The sequence below is a fragment of the Hymenobacter sp. PAMC 26628 genome (assembly GCF_001562275.1).
In the GTDB taxonomy this organism is placed as follows: Bacteria; Bacteroidota; Bacteroidia; order Cytophagales; family Hymenobacteraceae; genus Hymenobacter.
Genome location: NZ_CP014304.1, coordinates 1,035,604 through 1,060,478, shown reverse-complemented (window position 1 = coordinate 1,060,478; position 24,875 = coordinate 1,035,604). Strand labels below are relative to the sequence as shown.

General features: G+C 63.5%; 21 protein-coding genes. 10 read left to right on the top strand and 11 right to left on the bottom strand.

Annotated features, from left to right (window positions below; translation table 11 throughout):
• Positions 1-24: 24 nt before the first annotated feature.
• The 3 genes from AXW84_RS04950 to AXW84_RS04940 form a co-directional block, all read right to left on the bottom strand.
• Positions 25-1,404 (bottom strand): MFS transporter, encoded by a 1,380-nt coding sequence (locus AXW84_RS04950; RefSeq protein ID WP_068229507.1) that lies wholly within the window; start codon positions 1,402-1,404, stop codon positions 25-27.
• A gap of 218 nt (positions 1,405-1,622) precedes the next feature.
• Positions 1,623-2,318, bottom strand: coding sequence for a hypothetical protein (locus AXW84_RS04945; protein WP_068229505.1), 696 nt, complete (start codon positions 2,316-2,318; stop codon positions 1,623-1,625).
• Between the two features lie 132 nt (positions 2,319-2,450).
• A complete protein-coding gene (locus AXW84_RS04940; RefSeq protein ID WP_068229501.1) occupies positions 2,451-4,043 on the bottom strand; it encodes a M28 family metallopeptidase in 1,593 nt (530 codons plus the stop codon).
• 193 nt (positions 4,044-4,236) lie between these two features.
• Between AXW84_RS04940 and AXW84_RS04935 the strand changes: the two genes are divergently transcribed.
• From AXW84_RS04935 to AXW84_RS04905, 7 genes are all read left to right on the top strand, one after another.
• On the top strand, positions 4,237-5,037 hold the full coding sequence (locus AXW84_RS04935; RefSeq protein ID WP_068229494.1) for an SDR family NAD(P)-dependent oxidoreductase: 801 nt from the start codon (positions 4,237-4,239) through the stop codon (positions 5,035-5,037).
• A 214-nt stretch (positions 5,038-5,251) separates the two neighbouring features.
• Positions 5,252-6,628: a TolC family protein gene (locus tag AXW84_RS04930; protein WP_068229491.1), complete on the top strand. Its 1,377-nt coding sequence runs from the start codon at positions 5,252-5,254 to the stop codon at positions 6,626-6,628.
• A gap of 18 nt (positions 6,629-6,646) precedes the next feature.
• Entirely contained in the window at positions 6,647-7,810 is a 1,164-nt protein-coding gene (locus AXW84_RS04925) for an efflux RND transporter periplasmic adaptor subunit (RefSeq protein ID WP_068229487.1), read from the top strand.
• Between the two features lie 102 nt (positions 7,811-7,912).
• Complete coding sequence (locus AXW84_RS04920; protein WP_082773706.1) at positions 7,913-11,167, top strand: efflux RND transporter permease subunit; 3,255 nt, start codon at positions 7,913-7,915, stop codon at positions 11,165-11,167.
• Positions 11,168-11,259: 92 nt separating this feature from the next.
• Entirely contained in the window at positions 11,260-12,198 is a 939-nt protein-coding gene (locus AXW84_RS04915; protein WP_068229484.1) for a D-2-hydroxyacid dehydrogenase, read from the top strand.
• Positions 12,199-12,330: 132 nt separating this feature from the next.
• Entirely contained in the window at positions 12,331-13,146 is an 816-nt protein-coding gene (locus AXW84_RS04910) for a bacteriorhodopsin (RefSeq protein WP_068229480.1), read from the top strand.
• A gap of 98 nt (positions 13,147-13,244) precedes the next feature.
• Positions 13,245-14,255 (top strand): Brp/Blh family beta-carotene 15,15'-dioxygenase, encoded by a 1,011-nt coding sequence (locus tag AXW84_RS04905; protein WP_082773705.1) that lies wholly within the window; start codon positions 13,245-13,247, stop codon positions 14,253-14,255.
• 254 nt (positions 14,256-14,509) lie between these two features.
• Here the strand turns inward: AXW84_RS04905 and AXW84_RS04900 are convergent, their stop codons facing one another.
• The 8 genes from AXW84_RS04900 to AXW84_RS04865 all read right to left on the bottom strand — a co-directional run bounded on the left by AXW84_RS04900 (position 14,510) and on the right by AXW84_RS04865 (position 22,658).
• Positions 14,510-15,331: an enoyl-ACP reductase FabI gene (locus AXW84_RS04900; protein WP_068229475.1), complete on the bottom strand. Its 822-nt coding sequence runs from the start codon at positions 15,329-15,331 to the stop codon at positions 14,510-14,512.
• Between the two features lie 141 nt (positions 15,332-15,472).
• Positions 15,473-17,146: a DNA repair protein RecN gene (gene recN, locus AXW84_RS04895; protein WP_068229474.1), complete on the bottom strand. Its 1,674-nt coding sequence runs from the start codon at positions 17,144-17,146 to the stop codon at positions 15,473-15,475.
• Between the two features lie 190 nt (positions 17,147-17,336).
• A complete protein-coding gene (locus tag AXW84_RS04890; protein ID WP_068229473.1) occupies positions 17,337-18,260 on the bottom strand; it encodes a type IX secretion system protein PorD in 924 nt (307 codons plus the stop codon).
• Between the two features lie 11 nt (positions 18,261-18,271).
• Complete coding sequence (locus AXW84_RS26370) at positions 18,272-18,928, bottom strand: phosphopantothenoylcysteine decarboxylase domain-containing protein (protein WP_068229470.1); 657 nt, start codon at positions 18,926-18,928, stop codon at positions 18,272-18,274.
• 8 nt (positions 18,929-18,936) lie between these two features.
• A complete protein-coding gene (locus AXW84_RS26365) occupies positions 18,937-19,515 on the bottom strand; it encodes a flavoprotein (RefSeq protein ID WP_068229468.1) in 579 nt (192 codons plus the stop codon).
• Between the two features lie 9 nt (positions 19,516-19,524).
• Positions 19,525-19,872 carry a DNA-directed RNA polymerase subunit omega gene (locus tag AXW84_RS04875; RefSeq protein WP_068229464.1) on the bottom strand — a complete coding sequence of 116 codons (348 nt, stop codon included), beginning with the start codon at positions 19,870-19,872 and terminating at the stop codon, positions 19,525-19,527.
• A gap of 84 nt (positions 19,873-19,956) precedes the next feature.
• Positions 19,957-20,796 (bottom strand): outer membrane protein assembly factor BamD, encoded by an 840-nt coding sequence (locus tag AXW84_RS04870; protein ID WP_068229461.1) that lies wholly within the window; start codon positions 20,794-20,796, stop codon positions 19,957-19,959.
• Positions 20,797-20,915: 119 nt separating this feature from the next.
• Positions 20,916-22,658 (bottom strand): OstA-like protein, encoded by a 1,743-nt coding sequence (locus AXW84_RS04865; protein WP_068229457.1) that lies wholly within the window; start codon positions 22,656-22,658, stop codon positions 20,916-20,918.
• A 97-nt stretch (positions 22,659-22,755) separates the two neighbouring features.
• Here AXW84_RS04865 and AXW84_RS23875 point away from each other — a divergent pair, with 97 nt between their 5' ends.
• From AXW84_RS23875 to tilS, 3 genes are all read left to right on the top strand, one after another.
• Positions 22,756-22,989: a hypothetical protein gene (locus tag AXW84_RS23875; protein ID WP_082773704.1), complete on the top strand. Its 234-nt coding sequence runs from the start codon at positions 22,756-22,758 to the stop codon at positions 22,987-22,989.
• 12 nt (positions 22,990-23,001) lie between these two features.
• On the top strand, positions 23,002-23,310 hold the full coding sequence (locus AXW84_RS23870; RefSeq protein WP_082773703.1) for a hypothetical protein: 309 nt from the start codon (positions 23,002-23,004) through the stop codon (positions 23,308-23,310).
• A 236-nt stretch (positions 23,311-23,546) separates the two neighbouring features.
• The gene (tilS, locus tag AXW84_RS04855; protein ID WP_068229454.1) at positions 23,547-24,875 is read left to right on the top strand and encodes a tRNA lysidine(34) synthetase TilS; all 1,329 of its coding nucleotides are present in this window, start codon (positions 23,547-23,549) and stop codon (positions 24,873-24,875) included.

Below are 24,875 nucleotides of genomic sequence, written 5' to 3'. Positions count from 1 at the left end.
TTTTTATGCATTTTTAGCAAAGTTTTAAGCCGCAGCGGGTTGCCTGGGGCCCGGGGTTTGGTCACGGGTCTCGGGCATCATCACCCAGAAGAAGGCTAGGCCCACGGCCGCAATGGCGGCCAGGGTCAAGAAGGTAAAGTCGTTGCCCCGGCTCTTGGCCAGGTAGCCGGCCACCGAGTTGCTGAGGAAGGCGCCCAGGCCCTGGGCGGTGGCGATGGCGCCCTGCGCGGCGTTGAAGCGGCCGGTGCCCTTGGTGAGGTCGGCGATGATGAGCACGCCCACTACCCCAAAAATGCCCGCCCCCAGGCCGTCCATGCACTGCACGGCGATGAGCGCAGCCGGCGCGTGGCTTACCGTATAGAGCACGCCACGCGCCGCCAGGGCCCCAAAAGCAAAGAGAAACAGCGGCTTGCGCCCCAGCTTGCCGGCCAGCCGGCCACTCGCGGCGGCCACCACCATGAACACCAGCTGCGAGGCCACCATGTAGCCCGAGGTGTAGAGTACCGCCTGCTTGGCCCCCACGCCCCGGGCCAGCAGCTGCGTCACGAGGGGCACCATGGCAGCGTTGGCGAAGTGGAAAATGACCGCCGATACCAAAAAAACCAGCACGGGCTTCTGCGTCAGCAAGTCGCGGAAGCCAGCTAGCAGCTCCTTGATGCCGTCCCAAACGCCGCCGCTGGGAGCCCCGGTGGCACCTTTGGACTCGTCTTTTTTAACGTCCTCACCGGCGTCGTCCTGGTCGGCCCCGCGGGCCAGGTCGAAGTCAATGTCGTCGTTTTTGATGCGCGCTACGCACAGCACGGCGCCCACGCACAGGGCCCCCACGAGGTAGAACATCCAGCGCAGGTTGAAGTAGTAGCCCACGGCGCCCAGCGCCAGGGCCGCAAACATGTTGCCGGCGGCATTAAAGGCTTGGTTGGTGCCCTGCGTCTGGTCGAAGCGCTGGCGACCGACGAGGCCCAGCGCAATGGCCGCCAGGCACGGCGGAAACACCGCGCCCGCCACACCAATCAGCGCCTGGCCGCCCATTACCACGGGCCGGGTGGTGAAAAACGCAGTGGCCAATACGGCCGTGGCAATCAGCGCAATGCCGAACAGCAGCAGGCTACGCTTCTGGCGGAGCCGGTCGATGAGGGCCCCGGCGGGCGTTTGGGCCAGCACCTGGGCGATGTTGCCCGCTGCCAGCGCTGAGCCGATTTGGGCGGGGCCCCACCCCACGCTCGATTGCAGAAACAGCGCCATGTAGGGCCCCATACCGTTCTGCACATCGGCAATGAAAAAGTTGAGCGCCCGCAGCGCCCGAATGCTGCCGCCTTTAGAGTCGTCGGCGAGGCTGGGCGCGGCATTTTCAGCAGCGGCATTTTCAGCAGCGGCTTGGGCCGCAGGTTTGAAAGCGGAAGGCATACCAATAGGCCAATGAATGGAGTGGGAAGGGTATTGAGCCGGAATTGTCGCGCTGCCAGTGAATACGGCCACGCTCTGGCCACGGCTAGCCGTACGCCGAAAAGGCCATTCCGCAGCCGAAAGGGAAGCAGAATGGCCTAAACCTAGTTGTCAGTTGCTCGTTGCTCGTTGTCAGGAATCTCGTGAGCAGCTGACAACTCAAAAAGCGCCGCTGGCAGCTACCGCACTAAGAACGACTCGCCGGCCACGGTCAACAGCTCGAGTTGCAAGGGCGCGGGGGCCCCGGGGGCCCGCACTTCGCCCGGACGGTCGGCGCGGCGCACGGCGCTGGCTTGCACGGCCGCGCCTACTTCCAGGTAATCAGCCAATTGCTGGCCCAGGTGCGGCGGAAAGCGCAGCTCGGCGGCTTCGCCTTCGAGGCGCACGGCGCGCAGGTGGCCCTTGGGGTCGCGCAGCAGCTCGGCCACCGGGCCGTGCAGGGCAACGGTTTCGGTGAGGGCCCCGGCAGGCTGGGGGCGCAGGGTGTGGCCCCCGGCTTCGAGGCTGGCCAGGTGCAGGTGCTTATCGCCCTTGGGCGTGGTGTGCGGAAAGGCCAGCACCTGCACCGCTTGGCCGGGCTGCGCGGCGTCGTGCAGCGCCTGGCCGAAGTGCGGCGGGAATTTCACGGTGCGGGGCCCTGCGGCGGTGGCCAGCTCGAAGCGGTCGTACACGCCGTCGGGGTTAGCCCCGTAGGTGCCCACCGTGCCGGCGTAGGCGTGCAGCGGGTGCAGCTTAGGCTTGGGGTTTTCGGCCTTGGGGTCAGGCTTTTTGGGCTTGTCGTGGCCGGTTTTTTTGGGTTTGGGCTTGCCGGGGCCCTCGGTTTTAGCAGTGAGATTTGGGGATTTTATGGCGGGGGCTTGGGTTTCAGTAGACATAAAAAAGGGAGGTTTGCAACGCAGTAAAAACTTACTGTGCTGCAAACCTCCCAACCAGTCATGAACCTGGCCTTAAGCTCGGATTAATTTATGCTTAGAAAAATGTGCGCCGGCTGAAGACGCCATTCCGCACTACTGGGCCCGGGGCGGCGTGGGAGCCGGCAGGGGCTTGCGGGGCAGCTTCTGGTCGCGCATGGCGGCGTTGTACACGAACGAGGCCACCACCACCGAGGCCTGCTTGAGGTCGTCGGCCACGAGGCGGTCGTAGGTATCCTGGTTGGAGTGGTGGGTGCGGGCGAAGTAATCGAGGCCATCCTGGATGAACTGGAAGCCGGGCAGGCCTACGGCGTCGAAGGCCACGTGGTCGGTGCTGCCGGTGTTGCGCAGCGTTACGGTGGTGGCGCCCATGTCGGCGAAGGGCGCGAGCCAGGCGGTAAAAATCGGCTTCACGGCCTCGTTGCCCTGGGCGTAGATGCCGCGGATTTTACCGGCCCCGTTATCAAGGTTGAAGTAGCCGGCCAGCTTTTCGTGGTCGGGCTTGAGCTGCATGGTGGCGGGGTCGGCGAAGTGGTTCTTCACGTAGTTGCGCGAGCCGTGCAGGCCCTCCTCCTCCTCGCCCCACAGCGCGATGCGGATGGTGCGGCGCGGCTTCAGGCCCGAGGCTTTGAGGATGCGGACGGCCTCCATCATCACGGCGCAGCCGGCGGCGTTGTCGGTGGCGCCGGTGGCGGCGTGCCACGAGTCGAGGTGGCCGCCGAGCATCACTACCTCGCTTTTCAGCTTGCGGTCGGTACCGGGGATTTCGGCCACCACGTTGTAGCCCTTCAAATCCTGGGTTTGGAAACGGGTTTTGGTTTCCAGCTCCACTTCCACCGGAATGCCGGCCTCGGCGAGGCGGATGAGGCGGAGTTGGTCTTCGCTCGACATTTCCAGCTCGGGCAGCACGGGCTTCGCGTCGGCGGCGTAGGGGGCCCCGTTGGTGGTGAACACGGTGCCGTCGGTGCCGCGGCCGGGGCTGAGCACAGCGGCTGCGCCCTCGGCAATCAGCATGTCGGCCAGCTTGGCACGCAGCTCGCGGGCCGTTTTCATCGCGGCCAGGCGCTCGGCCGTGGCGGGCTCCACGGGGCGGTTGGCGGCCGTCATGGGGGCCGTGGCGGGGGCGTCGGCCAGCTTTTGCAAATCGTCGGCGCTGAGGCGCTTGGCGTCGGGCTCGAAGTTGGGCTGCGGCGGGGTGGCCACCGGGAGCAGCACGATTTTATCGCGCAGCTGGCCCTGGTACTTGGCCAGGTCGGCCTCGGTGGTGGCGCGCACCACCACCACTTGCTTGCGCAGGGCCCCGCCGGGGGTGCTGGGCGTCCAGGCCTTGGGCACGCCAATCAGGGCGTGGTAGTAGGGCTTGGTCATGGCCACGTAGGACTTATCAATGTCCCAGCCGCGGCCGAAGTCGCCCCAGGGTTCTACGGCGGCGTTGGCCAGGCCGTATTCGGCCAGCTTCTTCTGGGTCCAGGCGTTGGCGCGGGCCAGGCCTTCGGAGCCGGCCAGGCGCGGGCCGCACACGTCGGTGAGGTAGAAAGCCGTTTCCATCACCTGGGAGTGGTTCATCCCCTCGTCCTTGATTTTGGCCAGGGCGGCGGCATCGGTTTTTTCGGGGGCCTGGGCCCAGGCGGGCGTAGCCAGAGCTAAGCTGCCGGCCAGCAGCAGTTGGGCAAGCGGAGAAGTGCGCAATGGAAAAGGCTTTGGGTGAGTCAAATGTGAACCAGAATTCAAAAGGACAGCCTGGGCGGTGGGAGGTTGCACAAAGCGCGTAGCTGGGCGTAAGGGGCCCACAGTCTGGAAAAAGTGCACAAAGCTCGGCTATAACCACAATTCGGAGCTGCCCGTTAGTGAACACCTACCTTTTTCCCTAACGCTTCCTCCTATGGCAACCCAACCCCAATATGCCCTCATCACGGGCGCTACCAGTGGCATTGGCCGTGAGCTGGCCAAGCTTTTTGCCCAGGATAAATACAACCTCGTCATTGTGGCCCGCAGCCAAGACGAGTTGGCCAGCACGGCCGCCGAACTTGAGCAGGCGTACGGCATTCGCGTGACCACCATCGCCAAAGACCTGTTCCAGCGGCAGGCGCCGCAGGAGGTGTACGACGAAATAAAAGCCCAAGGCCTCCAGATTGACGCGCTGGTGAACGACGCTGGCCAGGGCCAGTACGGCGAGTTTGTGGACACTGACCTGGGCCGCGAGCTAGACATTGTGCAGCTCAACATCGCGGCTTACGTGACGTTCACGAAGCTGTACTTGAAAGAAATGGTGGCCCGCGGCAGCGGCAAAATCCTACAGGTGTCGAGCCTGGGCGCCGAAATTCCCGGCCCGCTCCAGGCGGTGTACCACGGCACCAAAGCGTTCATTACGTCCTTCAGCGAAGCCGTGCGGGAGGAAACCAAGGACAGGGGCGTGACCATCACCATCCTGGAGCCCGGCGTGACGGACACCGACTTCTTCCACAAGGCCGACATGGAACAGGCCAAGATTGTGGCCGAGGGCAGCAAAGCCGACCCCGCCAAGGTGGCCAAAGACGGCTACGAAGCCCTGCTGGCCGGCAAAGACAAAGTAGTATCGGGCTTTATGAACAAGGTGCAGGCCGTAATTGGCAACGTGCTGCCCGACAGTGTGGTAGCTGCTAATATGCATAAGCAAGCTGAGCCCGTGGATGAGCGCAAATAGCGAGTGGCCACTTTTCAACGCCATCTTTCATATGGTACAATGAAAAAGCTCGGCCTCAGGGCCGAGCTTTTTCATTGTACTGATTGTGTGGCGGTTTGTTATGCCATGCACCCCGGTGTTAACGATTGATTACGCGTAGCAACCTCGGACGCAGAATAACGTCATGCAAATAAGCTGGATAACCTTTTGTTGCCCGAACGGGTTGTACCCCCTTATGAGCATTGTAACCAACGCAGTGCGCGTGCAAGGCCGTAGGTTGGCCCTGTTCGCGTGCTTTTTATGGCCGGGGCTGGCCGGGGCCCAAACGGCTGCTACGCCGCCACCCGCGCCTACGGCGCCCCTCACCCTGCCCGAGTGCCTGCACTACGCCCTGGTGAACCAGCCCCTGGTGCAACAGGCCCGCCTTGATGAGGCAAGCAACGAGGCCGATATTCGGATTGCCCGCGCGGCTTGGCTACCCCAAATTGGGGTTATTGGCACGACGCAGCACTACTTCGGGCTGCCCTTCACCGTGTTTCCGGATGCCGTGACGGGCATCAGTACCCCGCGCCAGTTGGGGGTGAAAAACGTGACGACGCTGGGCCTATCCGGCACCCAGGTCATTTACAACAACGACGTGAACTTCGCCGCCCGGGGGGCCCGCTACACGCGGCTCGCCGCCGGCCAGAACACCTTAAACACGACCATCACCACAGTGTCGGACGTGAGCAAGGCGTTCTATACGGTGTTGCTTTCGCAGCGGCAGTTCGACGTGTACCAGGAGGACATTACGCGCTTGCAGCGCAACCTGCGCGACGCCAAAGCGCGCTACGACGCCGGCATTGTGGACAAGACGGATTACTTGCAAGCCGAGATTTCGCTGAACAACTCGCTGGCCGGCCGCAAGCAGGCGCAGGAGGCCATCAAGGCCAACACGGCCAACTTGCAGCAGCTGATGGGGATTTCGGCCGAGCGGCCCTTGCAGGTGCAGTACGACACGCTCAGCCTGGAGCAGGACGCCGTGGTGGACACGCTGGAGCCATTGAACCCAGCCAGCCGCATCGAGTACCAGCAGGTACTGACGCAGAAGTCGCTGCAGGGCCTCACCATCGATTACTACCGGCTCGGTTTTTTGCCGTCGCTCTCGGCATTTGGCAACTACAACTCGGTGTACCAGGCCAACAACTTCAGCGACCAATACAGCCAGCGGTTCCCAAACTCCTACGCGGGCCTGCAACTGGGGCTGCCCATTTTCACAGGCTTCCGGCGCACTCAAAACCTGCGCAAGGCCCGCATCCAGGACCAGCGCATCGACCAGGACGTGCTGTACGCCCGCAACCAGATCGGGGCAGAGTACGCCGCCGCCCTGGCCAACTACAAGGGCTACTTCAACGACTACCTGGTGGGCAAGCGCAACCTGGAGCTGTCGAAGGAAGTGTACAAAGTAGTTGACTTGCAGTACCGCGAAGGCATCAAGGCGTACCTCGACCTGCTGGTGGCCCAGACCACGCTGCGCACCTCGCAGCTGAATTACTACAGCGCCCTGTTTCAGGTGCTGAGCTACAAGGTGGAGCTGCAGCGCACGCTGGGGGCCCTGCCCACCAATTATTAATCCCTCCGCTTTCGCTCGATGAACACTAAATATTTGGCCTTGTGCTGCACCCTGGGCCTCGTGGCCGGCGCTGCGTGCGGCAAAAAAGACGACGCCCCAAAGAACGCCGCTCCGCCCGCCACCCCGGTGAGCGTGGTGGCCGCCCGCACCACCGACGCCATTTACTACGACGAGTACCCCGCCACGGCCGTGGCCCTGAACAGCGTGGAGCTGCGTGCCCAGGTCACGGGCTTCGTGACGGCCCTACTCTTCAAAGAAGGCGACTTGGTGCCCAAAGGCAAGGCCTTGTACGACATTGACAAGCGCCAGTACGAGGCGGCGTACCAGCAGGCGCTGGCCAACCTGAGCAGCGCCCGGGCCGCGGTGCAAAACGCCAACGTGAACCAGACCCGCTACCAGCGCCTGTTGCAGCAAGACGCCGTGGCGCGCCAGCTGGCCGAAAACGCCACCACCACCGCGGCCACCGCCGGCAGCCAGGTGGCCGGGGCCCAGGCCGCCGTCAGCATTGCCCGCACCAACCTGAGCTTTGCCACCATCCGGGCCCCGTTTGCGGGGCGCATCGGCATTTCGCAGGTGCGGCTGGGCACGCAGGTGAGCGCGGGCACCACGCTGCTGAACACGATTTCGAGCGAAACCCCGATTGGAGTAGACTTCGTGGTGACCGAAACGGACATCCCGCGCTTCACGGCGTTGCAAAACCGAACCGGCGGCGTGGGCGACTCCACCATCCGCTTCGTACTGCCTAACGGCCAGCCCTACGGCGAGCCGGGTAAAATCCGGGCCATCGACCGCGGCGTGAACGCCCAAACCGGCACCATTACGGTGCGGGTGGAGTTTGCCAACCCCCAGCGCCGGCTAAAAGACGGGCTGAGCGGCGTCATCAAAGTACTGAACACGCAGTCGGGCAACCGACTGGTGGTTCCTTACAAAGCCATTGTGGAGCAGATGGGCGAAAACTTTGTGTACGTGGCCGCCGGCGACAGCGCCAAGCAGCGCAAAGTGCAGCTGGGGCCCCGCCTGGTCGACCAAGTGGTGATCCTCAAGGGCATCGCGGCGGGCGACAAAATTGTGACCGAGGGCGTGCAGAAGCTGCGCGACGGCGGCAAAATTCAGGTGAGTGCCCCGGGCGCGGCAGTGGCCGCCCCGGCTGGGGGCCCCGGCGGGGCCCCCGCGGCCAAGTAAAGCTGTTTTACCGTACCAACAATTGTTAAAGGCCGTCATGCTGAGCGTAGCCGAAGCATGACGGCCTTTCCCTGGTCTTGCTAGCGGCTTATCCAAGAATTTATGATTGCAGAAACCTTTATTCGCCGGCCCGTCCTGGCCATCGTCGCCTCGCTGGTGATTGTGCTCGTGGGCTTGCTGGCAATGCGCAGCCTGCCCATTGGGCAGTACCCCGAAATCACGCCGCCCACGGTATCGGTCACCGGCAGCTACATCGGGGCCGACGCCCAGACCGTGGAGCAAACCGTAGCCACGCCCGTGGAGGTGCAGGTGAACGGCACGCCCGGCATGACCTACCTGCAGAGCAACAGCACCAGCAACGGGCAGATGAGCATGACGGTGAACTTCGACGTGGGCACCGACATCAACATTGCCGCCCTCGACGTGCAGAACCGCGTGGGCATTGCCCTGCCCACCCTGCCGCAAGACGTGCAGCGCCTGGGCCTGACGGTGCGCAAGCGCAACCCGAGCATCCTGATGCTGGTGGCCATGTACGCCCCCAAGGGCACGCACAACACCACCTTCCTCGACAACTACGCCAACGTGTTCATCAAGGACGCGCTGCTGCGCACCAAGGGCGTGGGCGACATCGTGTCGCGGGCCGACGACTTTTCAATGCGCATCTGGCTGAAGCCCGACAAGCTGGCCCAGCTGGGCATCACGGCCGGCGACATTTCAGCTGCCCTTAACGAGCAAAACGCCCAGATTGCCGCCGGCTCCATTGGGGCCCCACCGGCCGAAAAGGGCCAGCCGTTCGAGTACATCGTGACGGTGCAGGGCCGCCTCGTCACGCTGGAGCAGTTCGGCAACGTCATCGTCAAAACCAACCCGCAGAGCGGGCAGTTGGTGTACCTCAAAGACGTGGCCCGGCTGGAGTTGGGCAAGTTCAACTACGCCAACAACTCGTACGTGGACGGCAAGCGCGCCGCCTACCTGCTCGTGTACCAGGCCCCCGGCGCCAACGCCCTTGCCACTTACGACAACGTGCTGGCCACCATGGACCAGCTCAAAAAGCAGTTCCCCGCCGACCTCAGCTACATCGTGCCCTTCGAGGCCGCAAGCGTGGTGAAGGTGTCCATCAAAGAAGTGGTGGAGACGCTGGTGGAGGCGCTGCTGCTGGTGGTGGTGGTGGTGTTCCTGTTCCTCCAGAACTGGCGCTCTACGCTCATCCCGGTCATTGCCATCCCGGTGTCCATCATCGGCACGTTCACGTTTTTTATTCCGCTGGGATTTACCATTAACACGCTGACGCTCTTTGGCTTCGTGCTGGCCATCGGTATTGTGGTCGACGACGCCATTGTGGTGGTGGAAGCCGTGGAGCACAACATGAACGAGCGCAACATGAACGTGCTCGACGCCACGCTCGAAGCCATGCGCGAGATTTCGGCGCCGGTTATTGCCATTGCCCTGATTCTGGCGGCGGTCTTCGTGCCGGTGGGCTTCATCCCCGGCATCACGGGGCGTTTGTACCAGCAGTTTGCCATTACCATCGCCATCTCGGTACTGATTTCGGCCTTCGTGGCCCTCTCGCTCACGCCGGCCCTGTGCGTGCTGCTGCTGAAGCCCACCAAACGCGACGAAAGCTCGACGGGCCTCAACAAGCTGTTTTTCAAGTTTAATAACTGGTTTGGGCGCGTTACTGAAAAGTACGGCAACGGCGTAGCAAGCGGCATCAAGCACTCGCGCTTCGTGGTCATCATCCTGGTGTGCATCGTGGTGGGAGCCGGCCTGCTGTTTCGCAGCAAACCCAGCGGCTTCCTGCCCACCGAGGATGAGGGCCGCATCATCATCACTTTCAACCTACCGGAGGGCGCCTCTACGGGCCGTACCGTGGCCACGCTCACCGAGATGATGAAGGAGTTGAGCAAGACCAAGGGCATTGCCCACTACGCCGCCCTGGGGGGCCTGAACGCGGTGAACTTCTCCTCAAAATCTAACTCGGGCACCATTTTCTGCCAGCTCCAGCCTTGGGAAGACCGCAAGGACAAGGCCCTGCAACTGACCGGCCTGATGGCCAGCATCCAGCAGCGCATGGCCCGCTTCAAGGAAGCCACCACGGTGGTGATTTCGCCGCCCGCCATTCCGGGCCTGGGCAATACGGGTGGCTTCTCGTTCATTTTCCAGGAGCGCGAGGCCGGCGGCGACATTCAAACCTTCGACGCCAACCTGCAAAAATTCCTGGGAGCCATCCGCAAGCGGCCCGAAATTGCCTCGGGCTTCTCCTTCTTCACGGCCAGCACCCCGGGCTATAAGCTCGACATTGACCGCGAAAAAGCCAAGAAGCTGGGCGTGTCGATTGCCGACATTGGCGGGGCCCTGCGCACGTACTTGGGCAGTGCCTACATCAACGACTTCACGCTCTACGGCCGCACGTTCCGGGTAGTGGCGCAGGCCGACTCTACCTACCGCGGCGACATTGCCAACCTGGGCCAGTACTACGTGCGCAACTCCGCCGGCGGCATGGTGCCCCTGAGCACGCTCACCACCTACAAGCGCCAGGAGAGCGCGCCGCTCATCTCGCACTACAACCTGTTCCGCGCGGCCGAAATCAACGGTAACCCAGCCCCCGGCTACAGCTCCGGCGACGCCATCAAGGCCCTGCAGGAAGTGGCGGACCAGAACCTGTCCCAGGGCTATGGCTACGAGTTCTCGGGCCTGAGCCGCGAGGAGCTGCTGGCCGGTGGCCAAACGATTTACATTTTTGCGCTGTCCATCATCTTCGTGTTCCTGTTCCTGGCCGCCCTGTACGAGAGCTGGTCGGTGCCGTTCTCGGTGCTGCTGGCCGTGCCGGTGGGCATTTTCGGAGCCATCCTGGCGCTGTTTTTCCTGCCCAAGCTCACCAACAACGTGTACGCCCAAATCGGCATGATTACGCTGATTGGCCTCTCGGCGAAAAATGCCATTTTGATTATTGAGTTTGCCAAGGAGCGCGTGGACCGCGGCATGCCGCTGGTGCAGGCCACCCTGGAGGCCGTGCGCCTGCGCCTGCGCCCCATCATCATGACGTCGCTGGCCTTCATCCTGGGCATTCTGCCGCTGGTGTTTGCCTCGGGTGCGGGGGCCCAAAGCCGCCAAACCCTGGGCTGGACGGTGCTCGGCGGCATGATGGCAGCCACGGGCTTGGCCATTTTCATCGTGCCGGTGCTCTACGTCATCATCACCCGCTTCGCCTACGGCAAAGAGAAGCTGGCTGAGATGGAGAAAAACTACAAACCCGACGAAGAGCACGGGGGCCCCAAAAAGGACGACCAAGCGCCCCAGGACACCGCCGCCAAAGACGGCGGGGCCCCGGCCGAAGGCACCGTCGCCCCGGCTTAATCTCACCCCCACCGCTGGACAGCCAGTCGAACGTCGTGCAGCGGTTCTCCGGGCACGACGTTCTTTTTTATGGCCTTACCCATTCATTCGCCATGCGCCTGTTCGTTTATTCGCCCCTCAGCCCCGCCGCCCGCGCCTACCTGCACCAGCACCTGCCGGCGGGCCACGACGTTACCTTCGGCGCCAACGTGCCGGCCGAGCAGCAGGCCGCGGCCTTCGAGCAGGCCGAGGCTGTACTGGGCAATGTGCCGCCCGCGTGGCTGGCCGCCGGGGCCCCAGCGGGCTTGAAGTTCTGGCAAATTGATTCGGCCGGGTTTGAGCGCTACCGCGGCGTGCTGGTGGGCGTGCCCGTGGCCAACATGGGCGACTTCTTCGCCTGGCCCTGCGCCGAAACCATGGTGGCCGGGCTGCTGGCCCTGTATCGCCACCTGCCCGAGCTAGCCGTGTTTCAGGCCGAGAGGCGCTGGGTGGGTGGGGCCTTCGTGCGCAACCGCGCCGGCCTGCTGCGCGGTAAGCGGGTAGTCATTCTCGGGGCCGGGGCTATTTCGCTGGCCCTCCGCCAGCAGCTCAGCGGCTTCGAGTGCCCGGTGCAGCTGCTGGCCCGTACCAGCCCCGCCGCCGAATTGCACTCCGTGGACGAATTGAAGGCGGTGCTGCCCGAAACCGATGTCGTCATCAACACCCTGCCCGGCAGCGCCGACGGGTTCTTCTCGGCCGACCTTGTGGGGGCCCTGCGCCCGGGCAGCGTATACGCCAGCGTGGGCCGGGGCAACACCACCGACGAGCCCGCCCTTGTGGGGGCCCTGCAAGCCGGCCGCCTCGGCGGCGCCGTGCTCGACGTGACGGCCACCGAGCCGCTGCCCGCCGCCAGCCCCCTCTGGGCCCTGCCCAACGTGCTGCTCACCCAGCACACCGCTGGCGGCCAGCCCCTTGAAGACGAAGGCAAAGTGGACGTTTTCCTCACCAACCTTGCCCATTTTCAGGCGGGCGAACCGTTGGAGAATCTCGTGGATTTAGCGCGCGGCTACTAAGGTCTTCAAAGGCTGCTCCTAGACAATCAAACCCCGACAATGTTTGCTCATATATTTTTTTGATTATTTGTTAAACATTAATGTACATTAGATTATTGAGGAGGCATACTTTCACCTAAACACCCACCCGCCATGCAAACCATGCTGCTTGATGTCATGAAGATTCCGGTTGACGACCCAGTTGCGTTCACCTTTTTCACGGGGTACATGGCCATGGCGGCCGCGTCGGTGTTTTTCCTCTTCGAGCGCGGCACCGTGGCCGACAAGTGGAAAACCTCGCTTCTGATTTCGGGGATGATTACCGGCATTGCCGCCGTGCACTACTACTACATGCGCGACTACTACATCAGCACTCACTCGACGCCCGTGGCCCTGCGCTACATCGACTGGACGCTGACCGTGCCGCTGATGGTAATTGAGTTTTACCTACTGGTACGGGGCGCCGGGGCCAAAATCGGCCTACTTTGGAAGCTCGTCGCTGCGGCTGTATTTATGCTCGTGTGCGGCTACATCGGTGAGGCCTTCACCGACGGCTCCAAATTCCATTCTAACCTATGGGGGGCGCTGTCTACGCTGGGCTACGTCTACATTCTGTATTCGGCCTGGTACGGTGAAATTGCGCAGCTGGCAGCCAAGTCCGATTCCGCGGCTGTGCAGAAAGGGGTGCGCTACTTGTCGTGGTTCATCTTCGCCGGCTGGGCCATTTACCCCATCGGCTACATGGCCATGCCTGGTGGCCTGCTCGGGCCCGACGGCCTCAACCTGCTGAAGTCGTCCAGCCTCGACCTGATCTACAACCTGGGCGACGCCGTTAACAAAATCGGTTTTGGCCTGGTCGTGTACGGCATTGCCCGCAGTGAGTCAGCGGTGAAGGCCCACCCCGAAGGCACCGGAGCCGTAGCCGGCGCCGTGGGCCAGCCGGGCGTCCGGGTCGGCGCCGTGGCCTAGCAAACCAAGCCAGCCCATAACTTTAGTTGCCCACGGGCCGTTGCCCCGCTCCGCGGCGCAGCGGCCCGTGTTGGTTATTACCTTTTGCCCCACGCACCATGGTCCTCGATTCTGCATCTGATTGGTCCCGGCGGCGCTATTCTTACGCGATTGTGCTGGCGCTAGCCGGCGTGGGCGCGGCGTTTCCGGGCGCTGCCTGGGCACTACTGGGGCCGCCGCTGGCCGTGGGCATGGTGGTGCTGGGCGTGGCGCACGGGGCCTGCGACCAGCTGGTGCTGCCCGCGGGCCAACCCCGGGGCCCCGGGGCCGGCGGGTGGCGGTATTGGCTGGGCTTCCTACTCGGCTACTTGGGCTTGGCAAGCTTGGTGGGGGCGCTGTGGTGGGCCTGGCCGGCGGCCACGGTCGGCGGTTTCTTCTTACTGACGGTGTGGCACTGGGGCTCGGCCGACGCCCCGGCCGGGCCCCGGCCACCGGCGTGGCTGTGGTTGGCGCACAGCTGCCTGCGAGGCCTGCTGCTGTTTGCCATGCCCCTGTGGGGGTGGCCTGCGCAAACCGCGGGCGTCGTGAACGGGCTGTTGGCCTTCACCGGGGCCCCCACGGTACCCGCGGCCGCGTTGGCCACCGCGGCTGCGGCCCTCGGCGCGGTGGTAGTAGCCGGGCACTTGGCCCTGTGGGGCCGCTGGGCTTACCATCGCCAATGGGCCCGGCTCCGCACCGAGCTGGGCGAGGTGCTGGTCCTGGCGCTGCTGCTACTGGCCCTGCCTCCCCAACTCTCGGTGGCCGTGTATTTTATATTTTGGCACAGCTTGCAGCACGTGCTGCGCCTCACGGGCTGGCTCGGCTACGCCCCGGCGCCCGGCCGCCCGCGCCCCGCGGCTGATTTGGTGCCCCGGCTGGCCTTCTTCCTGCGCCAGGCGGCCCCGCTCCTGCTGCTAAGCTGCGCGGCGCTGCTGCTGCTGGGCCGCCTACTGGCCCCCCACCTCCCCAACGGCGGCGCCTGGTTCAGCCTGGCGCTGGTGGTGGCCTCCATCGTTACGCTGCCCCACGCCCTGCTCGTCACGCTGGTGATGGACGCGCCCCGGTGGCGAGCCGCGCCCAGGGCCCGGTAGGCCCCGCCACCCGGGCCATAAAAGCTAAAAGCCTGCCCCCACAGTGCTTGTCCTTCCCCAAATCCAACTCTTTTCCGGCTTTTCGGAGACAACGCTAAGGCCCTTTTTGCTAATCAACACTGCTTGAAAAGCGGCAAACCAGACAGGCAAACGTTCAAAAAGCCCTTCCGGCCACATGGCTGGAAGGGCTTTTGAGTTTTGGGTTAGGACAAGCTGGTTACGGCCGGGCTTTTTCGTGGGGCCCCAGCGGGCGGTTAGGCGCTGGCCTTTTCCATCAAATCGGCCATTTCCTGCGAGATGCCGGTGGTGCTGAAGCCGCCGTCGTGCATCAGGTTCTGCATGGTCACGTAGCGGGTGAGGTCCGAAAACAGCGAGATGCAGTAGTCGGCGCAGGCCTCGGCGGGGGCGTTGCCCAGCGGCGACATCTTGTCGGCAAACTCGTAAAAGGCGTCGAAGCCGCTGATGCCGGCGCCGGCCGTGGTTTTGGTGGGCGACTGCGACACGGTGTTGACGCGCACCTTCTTGAGCTTGCCCAGGCGCTGGCCGTAGCTGCGGGCAATGCTTTCGAGCATGGCCTTGGCCTGCGTCATGTCGGTGTAGTCGAGGAAAGCGCGCTGGGCGGCGATGTAGCTCAGGGCCACCACGCTGCCCCACTCGTTGAAGGCGTCCTGCTTCTCGGCCACGGCCAGCATTTTGTGGAACGAGAGGGCCGAAATGTCGATGGTTTGCTGGAACCACTGGTAGTTCAGCTCGCCGTAGTGCTTGCCCTTGCGGATGTTGGGGCTCATGCCGATGGAGTGGAGCATGAAGTCGAGCTTGCCGCCCAGCTGCTCCTGGGCCCCGGCAAACAGCTTTTCCAAATCCTCCACCGACGTGGCGTCGGCCGGAATGATGGGGGCGTTGCACTCCTCGCTCAGCTTATTGATTTCGCCCATGCGCATGGCCAGCGGGGCGTTGGTGAGCACGAAGCGGGCGCCTTCGGCGTGGGCGCGCTGGGCCACTTTCCAGGCAATGGATTTCTCGTTGAGGGCGCCGGAAATAATGCCGACTTTGCCGGCGAGCAGGTTGTTGGACATTGCGTGAATGAGAGAATGGATGAATGAGCGAATGAGAAATGCAATTCGGCTGCTTCGCCTGCCACCCAAATTAGGGCGGCAAGTTAACCACGGCAACATTCATTCACCCATGCATTCATTCGTCCATTCACTCCTTGCCCCCTACCCGGCCATGGCCTCGCCGCGCAGCGCCAGCAGCTCGCGGGCGCTTTGCAGGGCGTTGGCGCTGGGCTTGGCGCCGGCAATCATGTGGGCAATTTCCTTGATGCGGTCCTCCTCGCCGAGCTGGCGGATGCGGCTCACGGTGCGGTCGGCGCGGTCTTCCTTGTACACGAAGTAGTGCGCGTCGCCGGCCGCCGCCATCTGCGGCAGGTGCGAAATGGCCACCAGCTGGTGCTTGCGCGCCATTTGTTGCATCATGCGACCCACCTTCACAGCAATTTCCCCACTGATGCCGGTATCGATTTCGTCGAACACTATCGTGGGCAGCGCCGTCTTGTCGGCCAGTAGGTACTTCACGCACAGCATCAAGCGCGAGAACTCGCCCCCCGAGGCGGCCTTGCTCAGCGTCTGGGGCTGGGCCCCCTTGTTGGCCGTGAAGAGGATGTTCACCACGTCGGTGCCGCTGGCGCTGGGGGCCCCGGCGCGGTGGTCCACCACGATGCGGGCGTTGGGCATGCCCAGGTCAGCCACCAGGTCGCGCAGCTCCTGCTCGAAGCGCGGGAACGACTTGCGCCGGCTCTCCGAGAGCTTGGCCGCCTGCTTGGTCACCGCGGTCAGGGCCGCTTCTACGTCCTTGCGCACCCGGGCAATTTGCTTGTCGAGGTTCAGCACGTTGCCCACCTTCTGGCGCAGCTCGTCGCGCACGGCCAACAGGGCCCCCAGTTCGCGCACCGCGTGCTTGCGCTGCAAGGTGTAGAGCACGTTCAGGCGCTCCTGCAATTCTTCGGTGCGGGCGGGGTCGCCCTCGGTGCGGCGCTCGGCGGTTTCCACCTCGTCGGCAATGTCGTGCAGCTCAATCAGGCAGCTTTCCAGGCGCTGGCGCAGCTCGCGGAAGTTCTCGGCGTAGGCCGCCACCTGGCCCAGCAGCGTCGAGGCGTCCTTCATGGTGCCGGTGGCGCAGCTCTCGCTGTCGCGCAGCCCGTGCAACGCTTGGCTCAGCTTATACTTGATTTCCTCGGCGTGCTCCAGCTGCTTTACCTCCTGCTCCAAGGCGTCCTGATCCTCGTTGTCGAGGCTGGCTTCCTCCAGCTCATTCAGCAAAAAGCTATTGTAATCGAGCTGCGCGTTGGCCTGGTTCGACTGGTCCTCCAGCGTTTTCAACTCGGCCTCCAGCTTGCGGTACTGCCGGAAGGCGTTGCTGTAGTGCGTGCGCTGCGGCACCAGCCCGGCATAAAGGTCGAGCAGGTTAAGCTGAAACACCGTATCACCGAGCAGCAGCGTGTCGTGCTGCGAGTGGATGTCCATCAGGTTGGCCCCGATTTTCCGCAGTGCTTCCAGCGTCACCGGCGTGTCGTTCACAAAGGCCCGCGACTTGCCCGTGGGGCTGATTTCACGCCGCAGAATGCACTGCGCGTCGTAGTCCAGGTCCTCGGCCTCAAAAATATCTTGCAGCTGATAGCTGGCAATGTCAAACTGCCCCTCAATTACGCACTTGCGCGCCGTGTCGAACAGCAGCTTACCATCGGCCCGGTTGCCCAGCAACAGCCCAATGGCTCCCAGCATGATGGATTTGCCGGCCCCCGTTTCGCCGGTGATAATGTTGAGCAGCGGCGACGGCCGCAACTCCAGCGACTCAATCAGGGCGTAGTTCTGGATGCGTAAATCGACTAACATAATTGGGTAGATGGGGCCAGTATGCGCACAAAGCGCCGCGGCCAAAAGCAGCCGCCGTATCGGAATAAATAATTATTTCGGCGCTTCGCAGGGCCCCGATGGATTATTTATTAAAGTTAACCCCGAAGTTTTGGCAAATGCTAATTCACGCCTAGCCATGTAATAACCAATATATTACCATCCCGCAGCGCTAGCGAGCCGTGAGAATGGCCTGGTATTTCGCCGCGTTGGTCGCGTCGATGTTGACCAGCATCGTCACCAGTTGCTGCTTCTGGTTCGGGTCGGAGCTGGTGCGGAAAATATTAGCAATCTCGTCGGCCTTGGCGTCGAAGAAATACCGAAAAATTGGCTCGCTCACCCGCAGCGACGCTGCCGCGTTGATACCCGTGAGGGCCCCCAGCACGGCCGTGCGCGCCTCGTCGGGCTTCTCGATGAACAGGTCCATGCCCTGCCGGTAGTAGGCGTACGAGCCGGTGCGGAAGGCTTCGAGTTGCGGGTCGGTTAGGTTGGTGAGCAGCTGGTAGCGGCTGCGCAGGCCCCCGCCGTTGGTCCAGCTCGGATCTTGGCCCTCGCTGCTGCTCTGCGAGGCCGAGTAGGTCATGATGAGCCGGGCGTTTTCAAAATACTGCGTGCCCCCGAGCCGGCTGAACGTGTCGCGGTCGAGCCCCACGATGATATTAGCGTAGAAGCCCAGCAACGACGAAAGGTTAGAAACGAAGCTGTTGGGCGAAAAATCGAGCGAGTTGGGCGGTGGATAGTTGAAATTGAAGCTCTTGTCGACGATGCTGATGACGTTGGTTTCGTAGCCCGTGCCGTAGATCGGCCGGGTCGAAAGCAGCCGCATAGTGGCCTGGTACGACGGTGCCGCGCCGCCCGTAATCACCACGAACATGCGGCACTTAATGCGCTCTTTTTCCTGGTACGTAGTGCTGGTCCAGGTGCGGGTATTGAGAAAGGCCGAAATGTCGCGCTGCATGTTGGCCACGATGCTCTGGTCGGTAATCACCACGCTCGGCCCTATGGATACTTCCACGGTGCAGTTCAGCTCCTGGGCCCGGGCGGGGGCCCCCAGCAACAATAGCAGCAGCGGCAACAGGGCCCAGATTTTACGCATCACAAGTTAAATCAAGTAGTTATAATGGCTGCGCGGCGGGCCAAAATCAAGCGCACCAACTCGCTGGCCAAGTCGGTTTTGGCCATCAGTTCAAAGGTAACCACCTGGTCGGCACGGTCCAGTACGCTCACTTTGTTGGTGTCGTGGCCGAACCCGGCTCCAGCGTCGCGCAGTGAATTCAGCACCACGAGGTCGAAGTTTTTGCGGTGCAGCTTGTCCTGGGCGTGGGCCAGCTCGTTCGTCGTCTCCAACGCAAAACCGACGGCAAATTGTTCAGCCCGCTTGGTTTGGCCGAGCGTGGCGGCAATGTCCACGTTCTTCACCAGCTCCAGCGTCAGCGTGTCGCCGGCTTTTTTAATCTTCTCGGCGGCCACGTGGGCGGGCCGGTAGTCGGCCACGGCAGCGGCAAACACCCACACGTCGGCCGCGGGGGCCCCGGCAGCCGCGGCGGCGTACATCTCGGCAGCAGTTTCCACGCGCGTGAGCTGCACGGCCGGGTGGGCCGGCGCGGGCAGGGCGCTGGGCCCGCTGATGAGGTCCACCCGGGCCCCCGCCGCCGCAAATGCCTCAGCCAACGCGTAGCCCATCTTGCCCGTCGACCGGTTGCCGATGAACCGCACCGGGTCCAGCGGCTCGTAGGTAGGGCCCGCAGTAATCAGGACGCGCATTGTAGTAGCTAGGATTGAAAGTGCTTTTCCAGCGCCTGCACTAGGGCTTCGGGCTCCAGCATGCGGCCGGGGCCCACGAGGCCGCTGGCCAACTCGCCGCTGGGCGAGTCGAACACGTGGTTGCCGAAGCTGCGCAGGCGCGCCAGGTTCTGCGTCACGGCGGGGTGGGCGTACATGTCCAGGTCCATGGCCGGGGCCAGAAACACTGGGCAGCGTGCCGACAAGTACACGGCGCTCAGCAAGTTGGGGCACAGGCCATTGGCCAACTGGCCGAGCGTGTTGGCGCTAGCTGGCGCGATGAGCAACGCGTCGGCCCACAGCCCCAGCTCGACGTGGTTGTGCCACTGCCCAGAGGCTGCATCACGCAAAAAGCCCGTCAGGACGGGCTTTTTGGAGAGGGTGCCCAGCGTGAGGGGCGTGACGAAGGCGGCGGCGGCTTCGGTGAGGATAACCTGTACCTCAGCCCCGGCCTGCACCAGCAGCCGCGTGAGGGCGGCGGCTTTGTAGGCGGCGATGCTGCCGCTCACGCCCAGCAGCAGGCGGCGGCCCGCCAGCGGTGACAAGGGCAACGAAGCGAGCGGCAGCACCGGCGATAATTAGAACAACTCGCGGGCCAGGGGCACTTCCACCGGATCGGGGGTGGTGTAGCGCAGCTTGCCTTCCAGGAACTCCTCGATGGCGAGGCTGGTGGGCTTGGGCATGCGCTCGTAGTGCTTCGACACCTCGATTTGCTCGCGGTTTTCGAACACTTCTTCCAGGTTGTCAACGGTCGAGGCGAACTCGGCCAGGCGGTCGTTCAGCTCTTCCTTCAGCTTGATGGAGAGTTGGTTGGCGCGCTTCGAGATGACGGAAATGGCTTCGTACACGTTGCCGCTTTCGATGCTAAAATCGGCCATGTTGCGCGTCACGATGGAACTGGATACGGCGTTGGGGGCGGGTTTCATGGGCACTGATGGGTTACTTAATTGAAAATGAATGGGAGCCGGTGGCGAGTAACGCCGGGGCCCCGGGCCGTGGCGGGCCCGAAATTATTTGGCCGCCGCGGCCTCGGCCCCGGGGATGGCTTTCAGCCGTTCCAGCTCGGCGCGGCTGTCGTCGTACATGGACTGGGCCAGCTTCAGGTTTTTGCTCTGCGGGAAAGTGTCGATGTAGTGCTGGTAGAACGCCACGGCGTCGAGAAACCGTTCGCGCTGCTTCGATTCAATGCTCTCCTTGGCCCAGGCGTACTGGGCGCTCAGGCGCAGAAAATCGGCCTGGTCGATGAACGGCGAGGCGGGGTAGTTCTGCTCGAACACGCCCATGGCCGTCACGGCTGCCTGGTTGTAGCGCAGCTTGTAGTAAAGTTCAGCGGCACCGAAGGCCTTGCTTTCCAGCTTCTTCTGCAATTCCTGCGACATGCTTTCCGTTTCCGGTCGGAATTTGCTTTCGGGGTAGCGGTTGATGAAGTCTTGGATGACTTCCAGCGCCGACGTGGTGTTGGTCTGGTCCAGCTCGAAGCCCGGCGAATCGCGGAACAGCGACTTGGCGTGCATAAACGAAGCCTCCTCGGTGTACACCGAGTTGGGGTACGTGTCGGTGAACTGCTTGAAGTAGTAGGCCCCCAGCACGTAGTTGCGCTGCTTGAAGTTGGTGTTGGCGAAGTAGAACTGCGCCTTCTCGGCCTCGGGGCGGCCCTTGAGCAGCGGAATCAGGTCTTCGAGCAGCGTACCGGCGCGGAAATAGTCGCCCGCGTCGTAGTAGCGGACGGCGGCTTCGTACTTTTTGTTCACGTCGCCGCTTTTGAGCAGCTTCTGGTAGCCGGGGTTGCAGGCCCCCAGCAGCAGCGCGGCCAGGCAGAAGAAAACGAGCGTTAAGCGGGAAAATGGCATAAGTAACAACAAAGGTACGATGGCAATTACAAACCGGAAACGGCTTCCGGAGCCGCGGACCAGTGGCGGCCGGGCGTTGGCTTTCGACTGGACCGCAGCCGGGGCCCCAAGGGTTGCATTCAGGGCCGGGCAACGGGCTTGGTGGGGATAGGTTTGGGTGTGGCGGGCGGTTTGCGTGGGCCAGTGCTGGGGGCCCCTCGAGTGGCTTTCTTGGCCGGGCGCTTGGCCCGCACGGACGTTTTCTTGCGGGCGGGTTTGCGGGGCGGGCGGTCGTCGAACTGCTTACCCAGCACCTGGCGGCGAGTGGGGCGCTCGGTATCGCGCCAGCGGAAGCCCTTGAGGCGCGTGTCCGGCTCCTTTATTTCGTGCAGCGGGATGAAGTTGGCATCGGGGTTGGCCAACATCGTGATTTTTTGCAGCTTGTTATCGGCAAAGCGCAGCGTCATCGTAGCCGACACGCCCTTGTTCAGGCCCGTTACCACGGTGTCGCCGTCGAGGGCGTAGGCGATGCTTTCGGCGTTGCCCAGCACATCGATGCGCCCAATCTGGCCCCCGCGGAAGTAGGCCATAATGTTGCGGCCCTTCATCTGGTTGAAGTTCAGCAGCGTGTCCTGGTTGATAACGAACGAGTTGGCGTACAGCCGCATCTGGTCCACCTTGCCACGCTTCTGCCGGATTTCCATCGAGTCGGCCACCATTTGGGTGTGGGCCTGCCACAGCACCGGGTCGCGGTTCAGGTAGATGATGCTGTCCTGGCGGTCGTAGGTCAGCGAATCGCAGCGCCCCTGTAGGTTGGCTTTGAAAATCCGGGCCTTGGGGAAGGCGTACAGCACCTGGCGCACGTTGGGCGTGCCGGGGCGGCTTTCCACGCTCAGCAGCGTGTCGGCGGCCATGTACAGGGTGTCCTTGCCCGAAATGTTGCGCACCACCGGCCGCCCGCCGTAGAGCTTGGTGCGCCCCAGCCCGCGCCAGTGCCGGCCAAAGTCGCCGCGCAGCGTGATGTTGTCCTTCTTGGAAATAAGCGTGACGTGCCCCGCCGCCTCGCCGTAGAGCCGGCCCTCGTCGTACACCAGCCGGTCGCCGCCGAGCAGGTAGTTGGGCGTGTCTATTTTGGCGCTCTTCTGGAAGTTCGACACCCGCGTGGCGGTGTTGTAGTTGCCCTTCTCGGCGTACAGGTTGCCCTGCTGCCCCCGGATGCGCGTGGGCCCGTCGAAATAGGCTATCTTACTGATGGTGTTGTAGGTCAGCGTGTCGTTGTTGAGGTCGGTGCGCTGGTTTTGGGCGTCGATGGACACGAGGTGCACGTCGCGCTTGAAGACGAATACCTTGCTATTGGTGTCGTAGAAACCCTGCTGGCTGTCGAGCGTGTTTTGCGGGTCGGTGAGGTGGCCGGTTTCGAGGTAGGTGGCCGTTTTGCGGTTCAGGTCGTAGTTGAGCGTGGGCGTGGTCAGGGTCATGCGTGGGTCGCGCATCACCACGTTGCCCACCATGCGGGCCGTGCGCAGGTTGCCGTTGTAGTAGCCCTTGTCGCCGGTAATGGTCACGGTGTCGTTCTGGATGACGCGCACGTTGCTGAACGCCTCAATCTCGTTGCGGTCGAGGTATTGGTAGGCCGAGTCGCAGTACAGAAACGTGTCGCCCTGCTTGAAGCCCACGTTGCCAATCACCTTGCGGATTTTCACGCCCTCGGGCGTCGTCACGCCCACCAGCAAGCCGGCGCCTTTCAGCAGTTCCACGGGCGTGCCTTTGGCGGCGGGCTTGGCGGGCTGGGGCACCGGGCGGGGCGGGGCACCGGGCCGCTGGGCCCAGGCCAGGGCCGGCAGCAGCAGCAAGAGCAGAATAAAAAAGCGGAAGCGGGGCATTTAGCGGGCAAAGGTACGGCGGCCGGCGGGGCCTAACGCGCATCTTTGCGGCTTAGTGCCTTGGGGCCCCGGGCCAAGCCAGCCGTTTCCTTCTGCCATGAAAATCCATCTCTTCGGGGCCGCCGGGGCGGGCGCCACCACGCTGAGCACGGCGCTGGGCGCGGCCCTGGGCGTGCTATACTTCGACAGCGACGACTACTTCTGGGGCCCTTCGGAGGTGCCATTTACGGTGCGGTGCCCCGCGGCCGAGCGCAATGCGCTACTGGCCCGCGACCTGGCCCGGAGCCCCCGCTGGGTGCTGAGCGGCTCGTTGGTGGGCTGGTGCCCCTAGGGCGAGCAGCAGATGGCGGCGTTCGACTTAGTGGTATTTCTGTGGCTGCCGCCGGCCCTGCGCCTGCGCCGCCTGCGGCAGCGCGAACACGCCCGCTACAGCGACGTTATTACTACCAACCCCGCCCGCACGGCCCAAACCGAAGCCTTACTGGCCCGGGCGGCCGGCTACGACGACGGCTCCTGCGGCGGCAGCCGCACCCTGGCCAACCACCTGGCCTGGCTCGGCCACTTTGACTGCCCGGTGCTGGCGCGGCGACCTCACCGTGACCTAACGGCTGGATGCCATGCTAGCCGAAATAACCCGCCTGAAATAAGTTAAAAGTTGAAATAATTGCCCGTCAACCCTTTTTCCATCACAAAAGCTGTTTAGGATGTCTGAAACCTCAAAATTGAACGTCATGCTGAGCTTGTCGAAGCATCTCTACTGCGGCAGTAGTCCTGATTAGTTGAGCGGGAGAGATGCTTCGACAAGCTCAGCATGACGTTCTGACGACTTCCTAAACAGCTTCATAACTAGCGCTCAAATTTTAACTCGTAATTTTTAACTTCTCCCCTATGCTCGACCAAGTTCGCCAGTTCATCGAAACCCACCAGCTGTTTTCCCTAGAGAATGACCCTGTACTGGTGACCGTCAGCGGGGGCCTCGACTCGGTGGTGCTGCTGGACGTGCTGCACCGGCTGGGGGCCCAGGTAGCGGTGGCGCACTGCCACTTCGGCCTGCGCGGCGAGGACGCCGACGCCGACGAGCAGTTCGTGCGCAAGCTAGCCAAGCAGTACGACGCGCCCTACTTCGCCGAGTTTTTCCAAACCAAGGCCTTTGCCGAGCGCGAGGGCATCTCGACCCAAATGGCCGCCCGACTGCTGCGCTACCAGTGGTTCGAGCAGGTGCGGGCGCGCGAGGGGCTTGCGGCCATTGCCACGGCCCACCACCAGCGCGACCAGGCCGAAACGATGCTGCTGAACCTGACGCACGGCACGGGCCTGGCCGGCCTGCACGGCATCCAGGCCAAAAACGGCGCCGTGGTGCGGCCGCTGCTGGGCCTGGGCCGCGACGATTTGCACGATTACCTGGTGGCCAACGGCCTGCGCTGGCGCGAAGACGAGTCCAACGACAGCCCCGTGTACCAGCGCAACCTGCTGCGCCACGAGGTGCTGCCGGTGCTGCGCGAAATCAACCCCGGCCTCGACCACACCATGGCCGCCACCGCCGAGCGGGTGGGCGGGGCCGAGGAAATCGTGCGCCGCTACGTGGCCGACACCAATGCCCAGGCCCGGCGCGACGCGCCCGAAGCCACCTATTTCAGCATCGCGCTGCTCCAAAACACGGCCGCCACGGCCCTGGTGCTGCACGAGCTGCTGCGGCCCTTCGGCTTCTCGTGGGTGGTGACGAAGGAAGTGGTGGCGGCCTTCGGGGGCCTGTCGGGCAAGCAGTTTGACTCGCCTACCCACCGCCTGGTGAAAGACCGCGACCAGCTCGTCATCACCCCGCGGCGGCTGGCGCAGTACGGCACCTTCCAGCTCGCCGAGGGCCAGGACGACCTGCTGGCCGACGGCCTGCGCCTGCGCGCCTCGGCCCACGACGGCGCCGGCTACGCCATTCCCCGCTCGCGCAGCACCGCCGCGCTCGATGCCGACAAGCTGAAATTCCCGCTCACGCTGCGCCGCTGGCAAGAGGGCGACTGGTTCATGCCGCTCGGGATGCAAGGCAAAAAGCACCTCAGCAACTTCCTCATCGACCAGAAAGTGCCGCTGAACCTGAAGGACGACGTGCGCGTGCTGGCCTCGGCCGACGGCAAAATCTGCTGGGTGGTGGGCCTGCGCGTGGACGACCGCTTTAAGGTGACGGAGGAAACGGCGCGGGTGCTGGCCGTGCAGCGCCTTTGA